19 protein-coding genes and 1 pseudogene are annotated in these 14,593 nt (G+C 57.2%); 15 read left to right on the plus strand and 5 right to left on the minus strand.

Features of this window, described 5'->3' with window-relative positions; genetic code table 11:
• The first annotated feature begins 25 nt into the window (after positions 1 to 25).
• The 3 genes from ACXPVS_RS01630 (at position 26) to ACXPVS_RS01640 (ending at position 2,053) form a co-directional block, all read left to right on the plus strand.
• Positions 26 to 802 (plus strand): S-type pyocin domain-containing protein, encoded by a 777-nt coding sequence (locus ACXPVS_RS01630; protein ID WP_458508357.1) that lies wholly within the window; start codon positions 26 to 28, stop codon positions 800 to 802.
• Between the two features lie 2 nt (positions 803 to 804).
• Positions 805 to 1,071, plus strand: coding sequence for a bacteriocin immunity protein (locus ACXPVS_RS01635; RefSeq protein ID WP_458508358.1), 267 nt, complete (start codon positions 805 to 807; stop codon positions 1,069 to 1,071).
• Between the two features lie 214 nt (positions 1,072 to 1,285).
• On the plus strand, positions 1,286 to 2,053 hold the full coding sequence (locus tag ACXPVS_RS01640; RefSeq protein WP_458508359.1) for an N-acetylmuramoyl-L-alanine amidase: 768 nt from the start codon (positions 1,286 to 1,288) through the stop codon (positions 2,051 to 2,053).
• Between the two features lie 77 nt (positions 2,054 to 2,130).
• On the opposite strand, the gene ACXPVS_RS01645 is transcribed toward ACXPVS_RS01640, so the two are convergent.
• The 4 genes from ACXPVS_RS01645 to ACXPVS_RS01660 form a co-directional block, all read right to left on the minus strand.
• Positions 2,131 to 3,042, minus strand: a complete 912-nt coding sequence (locus ACXPVS_RS01645) for an SDR family oxidoreductase (protein ID WP_458508360.1) — start codon at positions 3,040 to 3,042, stop codon at positions 2,131 to 2,133.
• Positions 3,043 to 3,154: 112 nt separating this feature from the next.
• Positions 3,155 to 4,057, minus strand: coding sequence for an alpha/beta fold hydrolase (locus ACXPVS_RS01650; RefSeq protein WP_458508361.1), 903 nt, complete (start codon positions 4,055 to 4,057; stop codon positions 3,155 to 3,157).
• The gene (locus ACXPVS_RS01655; protein WP_458508362.1) at positions 4,057 to 4,839 is read right to left on the minus strand and encodes a class II aldolase/adducin family protein; all 783 of its coding nucleotides are present in this window, start codon (positions 4,837 to 4,839) and stop codon (positions 4,057 to 4,059) included. The genes ACXPVS_RS01650 and ACXPVS_RS01655 overlap by 1 nt, the downstream gene beginning before the upstream one ends.
• A 209-nt stretch (positions 4,840 to 5,048) precedes the next feature.
• Positions 5,049 to 5,504, minus strand: coding sequence for a flavodoxin (locus tag ACXPVS_RS01660; protein WP_458508363.1), 456 nt, complete (start codon positions 5,502 to 5,504; stop codon positions 5,049 to 5,051).
• Between the two features lie 154 nt (positions 5,505 to 5,658).
• Here ACXPVS_RS01660 and ACXPVS_RS01665 point away from each other — a divergent pair, with 154 nt between their 5' ends.
• Positions 5,659 to 6,135 carry a PAS domain-containing protein gene (locus ACXPVS_RS01665; RefSeq protein ID WP_458508364.1) on the plus strand — a complete coding sequence of 159 codons (477 nt, stop codon included), beginning with the start codon at positions 5,659 to 5,661 and terminating at the stop codon, positions 6,133 to 6,135.
• A gap of 54 nt (positions 6,136 to 6,189) precedes the next feature.
• A complete protein-coding gene (locus tag ACXPVS_RS01670) occupies positions 6,190 to 6,795 on the plus strand; it encodes a hypothetical protein (RefSeq protein ID WP_458508365.1) in 606 nt (201 codons plus the stop codon).
• Between the two features lies 1 nt (position 6,796).
• On the opposite strand, the gene ACXPVS_RS01675 is transcribed toward ACXPVS_RS01670, so the two are convergent.
• Entirely contained in the window at positions 6,797 to 7,756 is a 960-nt protein-coding gene (locus tag ACXPVS_RS01675) for a MerR family transcriptional regulator (protein WP_458508366.1), read from the minus strand.
• A 93-nt stretch (positions 7,757 to 7,849) separates the two neighbouring features.
• Here ACXPVS_RS01675 and ACXPVS_RS01680 point away from each other — a divergent pair.
• From ACXPVS_RS01680 to ACXPVS_RS01725, 10 genes and pseudogenes are all read left to right on the plus strand, one after another.
• Positions 7,850 to 7,966: pseudogene (locus ACXPVS_RS01680) on the plus strand (antibiotic biosynthesis monooxygenase); the annotation flags it as partial.
• A gap of 72 nt (positions 7,967 to 8,038) precedes the next feature.
• A complete protein-coding gene (gene folM / locus ACXPVS_RS01685) occupies positions 8,039 to 8,749 on the plus strand; it encodes a dihydromonapterin reductase (protein ID WP_458508367.1) in 711 nt (236 codons plus the stop codon).
• A 22-nt stretch (positions 8,750 to 8,771) separates the two neighbouring features.
• Positions 8,772 to 9,332 carry a GTP cyclohydrolase I FolE gene (gene folE, locus ACXPVS_RS01690; protein ID WP_458508368.1) on the plus strand — a complete coding sequence of 187 codons (561 nt, stop codon included), beginning with the start codon at positions 8,772 to 8,774 and terminating at the stop codon, positions 9,330 to 9,332.
• A gap of 2 nt (positions 9,333 to 9,334) precedes the next feature.
• Positions 9,335 to 9,706, plus strand: a complete 372-nt coding sequence (gene folX / locus ACXPVS_RS01695; RefSeq protein ID WP_056742993.1) for a dihydroneopterin triphosphate 2'-epimerase — start codon at positions 9,335 to 9,337, stop codon at positions 9,704 to 9,706.
• A gap of 65 nt (positions 9,707 to 9,771) precedes the next feature.
• Positions 9,772 to 10,068, plus strand: a complete 297-nt coding sequence (locus ACXPVS_RS01700; protein ID WP_458508369.1) for a DUF1244 domain-containing protein — start codon at positions 9,772 to 9,774, stop codon at positions 10,066 to 10,068.
• Entirely contained in the window at positions 10,061 to 10,399 is a 339-nt protein-coding gene (locus tag ACXPVS_RS01705; protein ID WP_458508370.1) for a HopJ type III effector protein, read from the plus strand. Before ACXPVS_RS01700 ends, ACXPVS_RS01705 begins: the two co-directional genes overlap by 8 nt.
• Before the next feature lie 123 nt (positions 10,400 to 10,522).
• A complete protein-coding gene (locus ACXPVS_RS01710; protein WP_458508371.1) occupies positions 10,523 to 11,773 on the plus strand; it encodes a 2-aminoadipate transaminase in 1,251 nt (416 codons plus the stop codon).
• Positions 11,774 to 11,904: 131 nt separating this feature from the next.
• Complete coding sequence (locus tag ACXPVS_RS01715; RefSeq protein ID WP_458508372.1) at positions 11,905 to 12,879, plus strand: amino acid ABC transporter permease; 975 nt, start codon at positions 11,905 to 11,907, stop codon at positions 12,877 to 12,879.
• Between the two features lie 69 nt (positions 12,880 to 12,948).
• Positions 12,949 to 13,677: an amino acid ABC transporter ATP-binding protein gene (locus ACXPVS_RS01720; protein WP_458508515.1), complete on the plus strand. Its 729-nt coding sequence runs from the start codon at positions 12,949 to 12,951 to the stop codon at positions 13,675 to 13,677.
• Between the two features lie 46 nt (positions 13,678 to 13,723).
• On the plus strand, positions 13,724 to 14,551 hold the full coding sequence (locus ACXPVS_RS01725; RefSeq protein ID WP_458508373.1) for a transporter substrate-binding domain-containing protein: 828 nt from the start codon (positions 13,724 to 13,726) through the stop codon (positions 14,549 to 14,551).
• The last annotated feature ends 42 nt before the right edge of the window (positions 14,552 to 14,593 follow it).

Raw genomic sequence — 14,593 nt, forward strand, 5'->3', positions numbered from 1 at the left:
CGTCGGAGGGGAAACCGACCTGCCAGTGAGACTCGGCTCGAGGACGGTAGGCAACAGGGTAGAGATCGTTGTTGTTACTACTGACGGAGTGACAGTACCCGCGAGTGTGCCGGTGAGGTTTGCTCACTTTGACGCGAGCAAGAATGTTTACGTATCCGGCAGCACCGTCTCTAACGGTCCCGTCATCACCTGGACGCCATTGGTAGAACCGCAGGATCCTTCGACGGAATTTCCGCTGATCGACACTGACCTGCCGATCTATGAAGGCGCTACCGTCACCCCTGACACAGGGCGAATCAATCCGTTTCCAGAGCTGGATCGCTACGGATTTGGTGGCTTCATCACCGTTTTTCCGATCGACTCCGGGATCCCTCCGACATTCACGATGTTCAGGGATCGGCGGCAGGATCCCGGTGTTGCCAGTGGCGCCGGACAAGCAGTTTCCGGACACTGGTTGGGTGCTGCCTCGACGGGAGAAGGAGCGCCGATTCCGATGCAGATTGCGGATAAATTTCGAGGACGGGAGTTTTCGAGTTTTAAAGCGTTTCGCAGAGTATTTTGGAAGGCCGTGGCGAATGACCAATTTCTGATTGATCAGTTTACCGAAGTCAACAAGCTTGATATTAGAAATGGGCTATCACCGGCTGCTCTGTTTTCGGATCAAGTTGGTGCACGTAAAAAATTTGAAATTCACCACGTTAAGCCAATCAATGAAGGCTGCTCGGTCTACGACATAGATAATCTTCGTGTACTAACACCAAAGCAGCACATCGAAGCCCATTCAAAAAAGGGAGAAATGTAAAAATGAAATTAAAAAATAAATTCGAAGAATACACAGAAACCGAATTCCCAAGTCTCATAAACAGGTTATTTGAAGGCGATTACTCATCAGAGAAAGAGCACGATGCAGTTGTTGACAACATCGTAGATACTTCAGAACACCCAAACGGCACTGATATTTTATATTACCCAGCAGAGGGTGTTGAAGACAGCCCTACGGGCGCGTTAAACGCCATTAAAACCTGGAGAGCAGCCAACGGCAAACCAGGCTTCAAACCTGAAGAACAGTAATCCAAACAAAGAAGCAAGCATTCGTGCTTGCTTCTTATACCGCCAGTTCTTATGCAAACTCGCGAAACTTCCTACCACCTACACACTTCTCGGAAAGCGACTACATAGATCTGTAATCGCACGAAGCGCGCCAGCGATTAAGGTTAATGACAAGTCAGCCATTCATTTTGCAATCACGCTGACTTCAACCTAATCCACGGCGAGCAATATCTCCATGAATCCCATTGACTACAATAAATACCGCGCCACCAAAAGCTTCAACACCCGAGTACGCTTTCTGATTCTCCACTACACAGCCGGCAACTTCTCCAGTTCGGTCAACGCACTGACCGGCCCGAATGTCAGCGCCCACTATCTGGTTCCCGACATCACCGACCCGAGCTACTTGAAAGCAGGTTATACCAGGCAGGAAGTTTTCAATCTCGTCGACGAAACCAAGCGGGCGTGGCATGCGGGCGTCAGTACCTGGGGCAATCGAAGCAATCTGAACGACACGTCAATCGGCGTTGAAATCGTCAACCTTGCAACGTTTAGCCAAGGGGTTTTCAACTTTCCGCCGTATCAGCCAGAACAAATTGCCGCCATTGAAGAGCTGGCGCTGAACATCCTTGAACGTTACCCGGCTATCAGCCCGCCCCATGTTCTGGGGCACTCGGATATTGCGGTCGGCCGCAAGAGTGACCCCGGGCCGAAATTCCCTTGGCATGCCCTTTACTTGAAAGGCGTCGGTGCCTGGTTCGACGATGCCACCCGAGACACCTATCTGCAGCAATACAACGAGACCGGCATTCCAGCCCGAGCCAAGTTGCTCACACTGTTCAAGACTTACGGGTACGACGTGTCCCGTGCGTCAACTGAACAAGGTTTCACACAACTGGTTCGGGCCTTTCAGCTGCACTTTCGCCCGGAAACGTACGACGGGATCATGGATGCGCAAACGGCCGCGAATCTGGCGGCATTGGTTCACAAGTATTTTCCCTGATCACCGCTGCAAACCAGATGTCGGGGCCGACTATCAAGAACCAGCAAGGTCAAGAACGGTGACCTTGCTGGTTTCCATCAAAGCGAATACTTCTGCAAATTCGCCATCATTTCCTTCAACGCTTCAAGGTTGTCCTGCGGGTGCGCCGCGTCTTCAAAATCGCAGATCTGCTGCCAATGCGCCGCCACATCTTCCGGCGAGAACCCAATCCGCGGATCAAACCCCGCACCCAGGCTTCGTTCCCAGCGCACCTTGCCCATCCAGCCGCCACCGACTTCAAACAGCCCGGAGGTTTCCTGGCAGTTCTCGCTGGCGAGGTACACCACCAGCGGGCTGACCAGTTCCGGCTTGAGCTGTTCAAAGACTTGCGGCGGGATCAGGCCTTCGGTCATGCGGGTGCCGCCGGTGGGGGCGATGGCGTTGACCAGGATGTTGTTCTTGCGGCCTTCGATGGCCAGGGTGCGGGTCAGGCCGTAGAGGCCGAGTTTGGCCATGCCGTAGTTGGACTGACCGAAGTTGCCGTAAATGCCCGAGGTCGAAGCGGTGAAGATGATGCGGCCGTAGTTTTGCTCGCGCAGGTGCGGCCAGGCGGCGCGGGTGACTTTGTAGGCGCCTTCGACGTGGACGCGGTAAACCAGGTCCCAGTCGCCGTCTTCCATTTTGTGGAAGGTTTTGTCCCGCAGGATCCCGGCGTTGTTGACCACTACATCGACACGGCCGAAGGTGTCCAAGGCGTTCTGAACGATTTTTTCGCCGTCGGTGACGGAGTCATGGTTGGCCTGGGCGATACCACCGGCCTCACGAATTTCGGCCACCACCCGGTCAGCCGCCGAAGCGTTTGCGCCTTCGCCCTGAGCCGAGCCGCCGAGGTCGTTGACCAGCACTTTGGCGCCCTGTTTGGCGAACAGCAACGCGTGGGCCCGGCCCAGACCGCCGCCTGCACCCGTGATGATCACAACTTTATCTTCGAAGCGCACAGACTCATTCATTGGGGGGACTCCAGCAGGCCAGGGGACAATGAGTCCGAGTGTCAGGCACGGCGATGCGGGTCACAATGAACTGGGGTGAGGCTGAATGGTGCGCGATAAGGCAGGGGGATAGTCAGGAACAGGCGACCCTGCGCGGCATTGAAACCAGCTGATCGCGAAATGCCAGATAGTGCTTGAGCACCTGCCCCGGCGCCTCGGTTTGAGGGTAGTGGCCGATACCGAGCAACAAGACCGTGTCGGGGTTCGGGATCAGTTCCCGATAACGCTCGACCATGTGCGCGCCGGAGATCGGATCGACCTCACCATCGATCACCCGCAACGGCACTTCACCACGCTGCATCGCGCTGACCCAACGCTCACGCTGGACACGGCGTTCAGGGATGTAGGCGATTAATTTGTGCATGATCCGTGGCCCCTGATTGCTCTCAATCAGACTCCAGAAATCATCCATCGCACTCTCGGTGGGGCGACTGTGCGGACCGAAAATCCGCTGAAAACTCTTCACCAGACCGTCACGGGAAAAGGCTCGCCCGATCATCCAGCCCAAGGGGCTGAGCAGGAGTTTTTGCATCAGTATCGGGCGATGGGTTTCGGGAAACAGGCCGCCATTGAGGAACACACAACTGCCGATATGAATGCGCGCTTCGTAATGCCGGGCCAACAGTTCCTGGGCCACGCTGTCGCCATAATCGTGGGCCAACAGGTGCACCGGTTGCTCGACCTTCACGTGCGCCAGCAAAGCCTGTTGCAGATCGGCCTGCTCCAGCAGGCTGTATTCGTGGTCCACCGGTTTGGCGGAGTCGCCAAAGCCGAGCATGTCGCAGGCAATCACCCGATAACGCTGGGTCAGCGGCTGCCAAAGGTAATGCCAGTCCCAACTGGCGGTCGGGAAGCCATGAATGAGCAGCAGTGGCTCACCCTGCCCCGCCGTCCAGTAACGGATGGTCTGGCCTCGGAATACGAACGTCTGGCCGCGTTTGCGCCAGACACACAGGGGGATCTCGGCGAGGGCCATTAGTGTTTATAACCCGGGTCTTGTTTATCGAGTTTGCGCAGCAGCGCTGGCCAGGCCAGTGCGCCGCCCATCCCTTGAGCGCTTTTGGTGACGCCGGCGATCATCGCCTTGGCGCCTGCCAGAATCTGCGGTTCGATGGCGATCAACTCGGCGCCACCGTTCTGCGCCAGCACCTGGATATCGCAGGCGCGCTGGAAGGTGAACATCATCAGGAACGTGTCGGCGATCGTGCCGCCGCAGGTCAACAGACCATGGTTGTGCAGCATCAGGAAATTGTTTTCGCCGAGGTCGGCTTGCAGTCGCGCCTTCTCTTCATGGCTAAGCGCAACACCTTCGTAGGCGTGATAAGCCAGGCTCGACAGAACAAACAACGATTGTTGGCTGATTGGCAAAATGCCTTGTTTCTGCGCCGACACCGCGACACCCGCCGCCGTATGGGTGTGCAGCACGCAGACGACATCGTGACGAACCTCGTGCACGGCGCTGTGGATGGTGTAACCGGCCGGGTTGATCTCGTAAGGGCTGTCCATCAGCTTGTTGCCGGCCTGATCGACCTTGACCAGGCTGGACGCGGTAATCTCGTGGAACATCAGCCCGAACGGGTTGATCAGAAAGTCTTCGGTACCGGGGACCTTGGCCGAAATGTGGGTAAAAATCAGGTCATCCCAGCCATGCAGGGCAACCAGACGATAGCAGGCGGCAAGATCGACGCGGGTCTGCCACTCGGCGGCGCTGACCTGATCCTTGACACTGTGTGGCGATTGGACGGGGGCTACGTTCACGGCAAGGAACCTCTGATTTTTATTCTTGGGGTTTCTATTGTTTACCGACGCTACAACAGTCTAGTCACGCCCCGGGGATCGTGTAGTTGCATTGGCAGCCAGCTTGATGGCCTAGCGAGTCAGTACGCCAACGAACCTGGATCCACGTCAACGTACTGCCGCCAACAACGGTGCGGCGAACAGATTGCGCAGCCCCGTCAGAACCCTGACTAACCCCGCAGAGCGCTGACCAACTCCGCCAGCCAAGGCTCGGCGTCGGTTTCCGGCGTCACGCTTTCGCTGGCGTCCAGGCGCAGCATGGGCAGGACTTCGCGTAAGCCCAGTTCGCCGAACAATTCGCGCATCAACTCGCCGCCGCCACAAAACGTGTCGCCGTAACTTGCATCGCCCAGACCAATCACGGCGCCCGGCAAGCCACGCCAGGCCGCCGGCAACTGGTCGCGAATGGCGAAATACAACGGTTGCAGGTTGTCCGGCAACTCGCCCATGCCGGTGGTCGAGGTCACCGCCAGGAAGGCGTCGGGAGCAAAGGCCTGAACATCGGCGAGGCTTGCACGCGGGTTGTACCAGGTTTCGAAACCTGCGGTGTTCAAAATGCTCGCGGCATGGCGGGCGACTTCTTCAGCCGTGCCGTAGACCGAGCCGGAAAGGATGGCGACTTTCATCAATCTGATCCTGAAGCTGAGTAAAAAGACGGGGAATATTAACAGCCATGGCAAAAAAGCTGCGATTGACTCTCAATTAACGTTGATGGCCAGTAGACAGTAATCGGTGTTCTTCTAAAATGCAGCGCTCAATCAAATTGGAAAGGATTCTCCGATGATTAACGCCCAACTGCTGCAAATGGTGATTAACGCGTCCAACGACGGCATCGTGGTTGCCGAGAAGGAAGGCGAGCAGGACAAGATCCTGATTTACGTCAACCCGGCATTCGAACGCCTGACGGGTTACACCAGCGAAGAAATCCTTTACCAGGATTGCCGGTTTCTTCAGTCCGGTGACCGCGATCAGGAAGCACTCCCGGCGATTCGCGAGGCATTGAGCAGTGGCGGTTCCTGTCGGAAAATCCTCAGAAATTACCGCAAAGATGGCACGCCATTCTGGAACGAACTGTCCCTTTCAACAGTAAAAAACCCGGATGACGGACAGACTTATTTTGTTGGTGTGCAGAAAGACGTCACTGTTCAGGTCAAGGCGCAGCAGCGAGTTGCCCAACTGGAGGCGCAGTTGGCCGGGGTCCAGGCCGAGCTTGCCGCACTAAAAGCGACGAACGGCAAAAACAAATCAAAGAATTGATTGTCATTAACTACAATCACCGATGACTTTGTAACTTTTTCTGTTGAGCAGATCATGCAACGCGACGCACTCCTGACCCAGGATGAGCTGGATTTTATCCAGACCATGCAACACAACCCGAAACTCAATATGCGGGATGCGACGTCGAGCCTGCTCGTCAACGGAGGTTCACAAATCCGTGACTTGCTCACACGCCTTGCCGCCCATGAGCAAGTCACCATCCAGGCCAACTTCGAAAATCAGCAAATGACCTTCCCGCTGCACTTGGTGGAAGACGAGTTTCACGCGATGCATTTACGCCTCGGCGTCCCCAGTATCTATGAAGACGGACCGATGGTCCGGCCATGGCGCCTGGTACTCGAGGAACCAGTTGCACTGGAAAATGCCAGTGGCCAACCCGGTACGATGTGGGTGCACGAAGTGTCGTTCAAAGGGGTTTTGCTGGAAGTTCGCAACAAGACCAAACCGCCAAAACATTTCGCCTTGTGGTTCAGCCCGTCCGGCTATGAGCGGATCGCGTTGCGCGGCGCCTTCGAGAAAGAAACCGACAACGGCTTCTATGCCTACCAGTTGAATCAGGATGACAAGGACGAAACCGAGCGCCTGCGCCAGTACATCCTTCAACAGCATCGGCTGACGCATCCAGCCATGCATCTCTGATTCAAGTGTCCAGGGTGCCTGCCAGGAACTGTTTCAAACGCTGACGCATGACCAATCCTTCGTTACCCAAGCATCCAATCGACGATCCGGTCAGGTTCTCCTGTACCAGGTCGGACGCATCCCCCGCCAGCATCAACTGACAATCCAGGCTCAAGGCCAGGCGCTTCAATCGCCGTGGCAATTCGGGCACAGGCGCGTGATTGGAAAACAGCACCAGCGCCTGGGGCTTGACCCGCTCGCAGACCAGCGTCAATTCGTCGAACGGCTGACCGATAGCCAACACCTGAATAGCCGAATCGGCACTGTTCAGAAACAGCGCCGCTACCAGGACTTCGAGTTCACGACACTGATCGTTCAGGGCGCAGACAATCACCCGTCGCGGCTGCAGGACACGCACCAGCAGCAGGCGTTGCAACACTCGAGCGCGCAGAAAGCCATCCAGGAAAAACCACTCGCTAGCCCGGCCGAACGCGTCATGGCGCTGCAGTAATTGCTTCCAGAGTGGACGCAGAATGTCCTGAAACACGACGGTAAAGGGATAACTGGAAAAGATCAGTCCATAGACCTGATCCAGTTGAACCTCGTCAAAGGCACTCACCGCCGCCTGAATCTGTTGCTGCCATTGCGTGTAGTCAGCGTGCACGAGTTCATTCGGGAGGAGGTGCGATAAGGCCTGTAGCGGTGCAATCCTGGCCAGAATCTTGCCGACTTTACTGACAGCAACGCCGCGTTCGATCCAACCAAGGATGCTGTGGACCCGATCGATATCGGTCATGGAATACAGTCGATGCCCACTGTCGGTGCGCGCAGGCTGTATTAATCCATAGCGTCGTTCCCATGCACGGAGCGTGACCGGGTTGACCCCCGTCAGGCGCGCTACTTCGCGTATCGGAAACAGCTCTTCCTGCTCGAGTGGAAGACCACGCTGCAATCCAGGGATAACATCAGTCAAGACAGGCATTTTACAATTCTACGTCCATGTATAAATTGGATCCCATTCTACCTCCCCTACCCCCCCACCGTTCAAGTCGTTGGTGGCGCGCCGCGTCGCCGATTGACCCCGCTGATGGTCTACTTCTTCATTCTGCTGTCGACCCGACTGCTGACCAACTGGCTGAACACCACGCCGCAACGGCCGCTGCCCGCCGAGCCTTCAACGCAGAATCGCTAAGCCTGCCACCACAATAGGTGTACGCCCCACGTCGCTGGTATAGTTTTGCTCTTACCGCGACGCGAGCCGTTCATGACCTCTTCCGCAGCTCCAATCCTCATCACCGGTGCCGGCCAACGTGTCGGTCTGCACTGCGCGCAGCGTTTGCTCGAGGATGGTCAAGCGGTGATCTTCAGTTACCGCAGTGAACGCCCCGGCGTGCAAATCCTGCGCGATCTGGGGGCGACCGCGGTGTTTGCAGACTTCTCCACTGAAGCCGGGATTTTTGCGTTCATCAGCGATCTGAATAACCACACCGACAGCCTGCGGGCGATTGTCCATAACGCCTCCGAATGGCTGGCCGAAACCCCGGACACCGACGCCACGGCCTTCACCCGCATGTTCAACGTCCACATGCTGGCGCCCTACCTGATCAATCTGCATTGTGCAGACTTGCTGCAACGCTCAAGCCCCGCCGACATCGTGCACATCAGCGACGACGTGACCCGCAAGGGCAGCAGCAAACACATCGGCTACTGCGCCAGCAAAGCCGGCCTCGACAGCCTCACCCTGTCCTTCGCCGCGAAATACGCGCCGACAATCAAGGTCAACGGTATCGCGCCAGCCCTGCTAATGTTCACCCCCGACGACGACGCAGCGTACCGCGCCAAGGCACTGGCCAAGTCCGCGCTGGGTATCGAACCCGGCGGCGAAGTGATCTACCAGAGCCTGCGTTATTTGCTCGACAACCCTTATGTCACCGGCACGACCCTGACCGTCAACGGCGGACGGCACATCAAATAAACGGCCCCCGCAAGGATGTTCCATGACGTTATCCCTGTCCCAGAGCTATCGCGAAATCCTCATCGGCCTCGGTGAAAACCCCGACCGAGAGGGTCTGCAAGACACCCCGGTTCGCGCGGCAAAAGCCATGCAGTACCTCTGCCATGGTTATGCGCAAAGTGTCGAAGAGATCGTCAACGGCGCGCTGTTCGCTTCCGATAACGATGAAATGATCATCGTCGACAACATCGAGCTGTACTCGCTCTGCGAACATCACATGCTGCCCTTCATCGGCAAGGCGCATGTGGCTTATATTCCAACGGGCAAGGTGCTGGGCCTGTCGAAGATTGCACGATTGGTGGACATGTTCGCCCGTCGCCTGCAAATCCAGGAAAACCTCACTCGGCAAATCGCCGACGCGGTGCAGCAAGTGACCGGTGCGGCGGGCGTCGCGGTGGTCATCGAAGCCAAGCACATGTGCATGATGATGCGCGGCGTCGAGAAACAGAATTCGACCATGAACACCTCGGTGATGCTCGGCGCCTTCCGCGAGTCGAGCAACACCCGCCAGGAGTTCCTGCAATTGATTGGACGGAGCAAGTAGCAATGCCACAACTTCAACCAGGAACGGCACGCATCCGGGTCAAGGACCTGTGCCTGCGGACCTTCATCGGGATCAACGAGGATGAAATCCTCAACAAGCAGGATGTCCTGATCAACCTGACCATCCTGTATGCCGCTCAGGAAGCGGTGCGTGACAACGACATCGATCACGCGCTGAACTACCGCACCATCACCAAGTCGATCATCGCCCACGTGGAGGGCAATCGCTTCGCCCTCCTCGAACGCCTGACTCAGGAAATTCTCGATCTGGTCATGGCCAACGAGTCGGTGTTGTACGCCGAGGTCGAAGTCGACAAACCCCACGCCCTGCGATTCGCCGAGTCGGTGTCTATTACCCTGGCCGCGAGCCGCTGACCGTCTGGCACATTGTTCGTCAGACTTTTATCATCCTCACACGATTTGATTGCACAGAGCCCGCCATGAACGATCAACAACGCCTGGAACTCGAAGCCGCCGCCTTTCGCCGGCTGGTCGCCCACCTGGACAGCCGCAAGGACGTGCAGAACATCGACCTGATGAACCTCTCCGGTTTCTGCCGTAACTGCTTGTCCAAGTGGTACAAGGCCGCTGCCGACGAACGCCAGATCGAGGTCAGCCTCGATGACGCCCGCGAAGTGGTTTACGGCATGCCGTACGTCGAGTGGAAAGCCCAATACCAGCAAGAAGCCAACGCCGAACAACAAGCGGCGTTCGCCAAAGGAAAACCCAATGAGTGATGTGAATACCCTGCGCGCCAGCCTCAAGAGCGGCGAACACGTTTTTGCCGATACCCTGGCGTTCATCGCCGCCGGCTACGACTATCAACCTCAGGCGTTCAACAATGGCAGCGTGGAAAACGCAGCCGGCCAGAATGAAGGCTCGTGCAAGACCCTGGGTCTGGCGCTGCTGGAAGGCTTGAGCGATGAAGAGGCGCTGTTGGCGTTCGGCGAGCATTACCGTTCGGTGGTGGCGACGCCTGAGGGCAGCGATCACGGCAATATCCGCGCGCTGATTGTTCATGGATTGGCCGGTGTGAAGTTCACTCAACAGCCGCTGACTCGCCGCTGATTCAACGCCCGCAAATCACATCCCGACTTTTAAGATTGACCCGGCAACTTTATTTCGTTTGCCGGGCACCGCTGCTCACGGCTTAGATAAAAAGAAGCATCCCTTCTTCAGAGTCGGTCATCCATGAGCAGCGAAACCATCAGCCAGTCGATCAACATCGTTCATCCCGTCACGCTCAGCCACGGCAAAAATGCCGAGGTCTGGGACACCGATGGCAAACGCTACATCGACTTCGTCGGCGGCATCGGTGTATTGAACCTCGGCCATTGCCATCCGCGCATCGTCGAGGCCATTCGCGAACAAGCCACCCGGCTGACCCACTACGCGTTCAACGCCGCTCCGCATGCGCCCTACATCGAACTGATGGATCGTCTCACCGCATTTATTCCGGTGGGCTACCCGGTCAGCGGCATGCTCACCAACAGCGGTGCGGAAGCAGCGGAAAACGCCCTGAAGATCGTCCGTGGCGCCACCGGTCGCACGGCCGTCATCGCCTTCGACGGCGCCTTCCATGGCCGTACCCTCGCCACGCTCAACCTCAACGGCAAAGTCGCGCCCTACAAACAGAAAATCGGCGTGCTGCCGGGTCCGGTTTTTCACCTGCCCTTCCCGAGCAAGGACAACGGCGTGACCTGCGCCGAGGCTCTAAAAGCCATGGACCGGCTGTTCAGCGTCGAGATCGACGTCGACGACGTCGCCTGTTTTATCGTCGAACCCGTACAGGGCGAATCGGGCTTCCTGACGCTGGACGTGGAGTTCGCCCAAGCGCTACGTCGCTTCTGTGATGAAAAAAACATCCTGCTGATCGCTGATGAAATCCAGTCCGGCTTCGGCCGCACCGGCCAGCGCTTTGCCTTTTCGCGACTGGGCATTGAGCCGGACCTGATTCTGCTGGGCAAGAGCATCGCCGGCGGTGTGCCGCTGGGTGCAGTGGTCGGGCGCAAGTCACTGCTCGACACCTTGCCCAAGGGCGGACTGGGCGGCACCTATTCGGGCAACCCGATTGCCTGCGCCGCGGCACTGGCAACCCTGGACGAGATGACCGATGCGAACCTGCACGTATGGGGTTCGCAACAAGAAGAAGCCATCGTCAGCCGCTACGAGGCCTGGCGCGCCAACAAGCGGTCCCCGTTTCTGGGTCGCTTGACGGGCGTTGGCGCGATGCGCGGCATTGAGTTGATCAATGCCGACGGCACACCGGCATCGGCGCAGTTGACACAACTGCTCGCGCTGGCACGAGACGCGGGCTTGCTGCTGATGCCCAGCGGCAAGTCGCGCCACATCATTCGGCTTTTGGCGCCGTTGACCACTGAGGCTGCGGTGCTGGAGGAGGGGTTGGATATCCTTGAAGCAAACCTGGCGAAACTTTCCTGAAAAGCAAACTGCGATCCGGGACTGACATAGCGAATTATGTTCGCTTGTAGTCCCCTATTTTGCATCGCAATACTGGCCAAACACCTCTTTTACCCAGCGAGATCACTACCACCGACAAGCCTGAGGCAGTCATGTATCACGACAATATAATTTATAAAAAAAAGTCCAATGATCCTCAATTCCTGCTCGGCGTAGCCGTAGTGCTGTTTCTCGGCGCCTACCTGATGAACTTGGGCAACAGCGGCCTCAGTCATTTCCTGCATCCGCTGTTGGGCAATGCCCCGGACAACCTGACCGTTCGCAATATCGCCATCGGCCTGGCGATTGCCGCACTGGGCACGCTGAACTTTCACGTCCTCGGACGCTTGAAATTCAAGGTGCAGACCACCGTGGTATGGATCGAACTGCTGATCCTGTTCCTGGCGTTCTTCGACACCTTCGACCTTTCCTACAGCTTCATCCTCGACAAAATCGGTTTCCTGATCATCCAGGGCGCCGCGACCACCCTATACATCTCCGCTGTGGCGATCGTGATTGCCTTCGTGCTGGCGTTGATAGGTGCCGTGGCCAAGCTGTCGAACAACGGCCTAGCCAATGCCATCGCCTCGTTCTACACCTCATTTTTTCGCGGTGTTCCACTGCTGATCCAGATCTACCTGATTTACCTCGGACTGCCGCAACTGGGTTATGTGGTGGACGCAGTGCCAGCCGGCATCCTCGCGTTGTCGCTGTGCTACGGCGCTTACATGACAGAGATTTTTCGTGCGGGCATCCAGAGCATTCCGGTGGGTCAGTGGGAGGCCTCGCGAGCCCTCGGCATTAGCCCGTTCAAGACCCTGAGCCGGGTGATCATGCCGCAAGCCTTGCGGGTGATCATCCCGCCCACCGGCAACCAGTTCATCGCCATGCTCAAGGACAGTTCGCTGGTGTCGGTGATCGGTGTCTGGGAATTGATGTACCTGGCCAAGACCCAGGGCCGCGCAGACTTCCGCCACCTGGAAATGCTGATCACCGCTGCGATGATTTACTGGGCCCTATCGTTCATCCTTGAACGGGTGCAGGCGCGGATCGAAAAACGGGTCAACCGATCCATTGTCAGAGGTTGATGCGCGATGATTCGAACCAATACGGCTGAACAACTCAACCTTGCGCCTGCTGCGCAACCCCGTCCTTCAATGATTTCTATCACCGGCCTGAACAAGTGGTACGGCGATTTTCACGCGTTGCGCGATGTCGACCTGAACGTCGCCACCGGCGAAATTCTGGTGGTGTGCGGTCCGTCAGGCTCGGGCAAGTCGACGATGATTCGTTGCATCAACCATCTGGAGAATTTCCAGAAAGGCCACATTCAGGTCAACGGCATCACCCTCACCAGCGAGGCTGAAAGTGTCAGCGCGGTGCGCCGGGAAATCGGCATGGTATTCCAGAGCTTCAACCTGTTCCCACATTTAAGCGTGATGGACAACCTGACCCTGGCCCCGCAACTGGTGCAAGGCGTGTCGAACGCCGAGGCGAAAAAGCGCGCTCAGGTTTACCTGGAGCGGGTACGCATTGCCGAACATGCCGACAAGTACCCTTCCCAACTGTCCGGCGGCCAGCAGCAGCGCGTGGCGATTGCCCGGGCACTGTGCATGAACCCCAAAGTGATGCTGTTTGACGAGCCAACCTCGGCCCTCGATCCGGAAATGGTCCACGAAGTGCTGGACGTGATGGGCGAGTTGGCCACCGACGGCATGACCATGATTTGCGTAACCCACGAAATGGGTTTTGCCAGCAAGGTCGCCGACCGCGTGCTGTTCATGGACCAGGGCCAAGTCATCGAACAAGCCACCCCGTCCGAGTTTTTCAACAACCCGCAAACTGAACGCGCACAGAAATTCCTGTCACAGATCATTGGTCACTGAGCACCGCTTTGCCCCTTCATAACAATAACGATAAGTGGAGATGGACATGGTCAGCAAAAAACACGTAATCGCAGCCGCAATGTCGCTGGTGTTCGTCGGCGCCGCCAACGCCGGAGCCGTACTGGACAAGATCCAGAAAAGTAAAACAATGACCGTCGCCACGTCGGCGACCTGGCCTCCCCAAGGGTTTATCAACGATAAGAATGAAATCGACGGGTTTGATATCGACGTTTCCAAGGAGATCGCCAAGCGTCTCGGAGTCGAGGTCAAATTCATCACCCCTGACTGGGACGTGATCACCGCGGGTAAGTGGAACGGCCGCTGGGACATGTCTGTGGGCTCGATGACCGCCACCAAAAGTCGCGCGCGAATTCTCGACTTCCCCGCGACCTATTACTACGTGCCCTACGTGTTTGCGGTTCACAACAAATCCACACTGACCGACCACAAAGCCCTCAATGGCAAAACTATCGGTGTCGAAGGCGGCACCACGTCCGAGGATTACCTGAATCAGGCGCTGGCCATCGAAGCAACTGAACTGCCGCCAGTCACCTACGACGTACAGACCAAAAAGATGAAAACCTATGCCGGCTCCCTTGGACCGCTGGATGACTTGCGACTGGGCGACGGCGTTCGTCTCGACGGCATCCTCACTCAGCGCAGCACGCTGGAGGCGGCCATCAAGAAAAACTACCCGCTGCGTACCGTCGACAATGGCGTGGTGTTCTACGAACCCCTGGCCATTGCCACCGACAAGGGTGACGCGGAGTTGAAAGCCAAGCTCAGTCAAATCATCGGCGAGATGCACAAGGACGGCACGCTCACCAAGCTGTCCACCAAGTGGTACGGCGTGGACTATTCGACCGTCAAGTAAGCCAATCCTCCCCTGTGGGAGCGGGCTTGCTCGCTCCCACCA

It is taken from the genome of Pseudomonas sp. Ma2-10, from assembly GCF_054330215.1.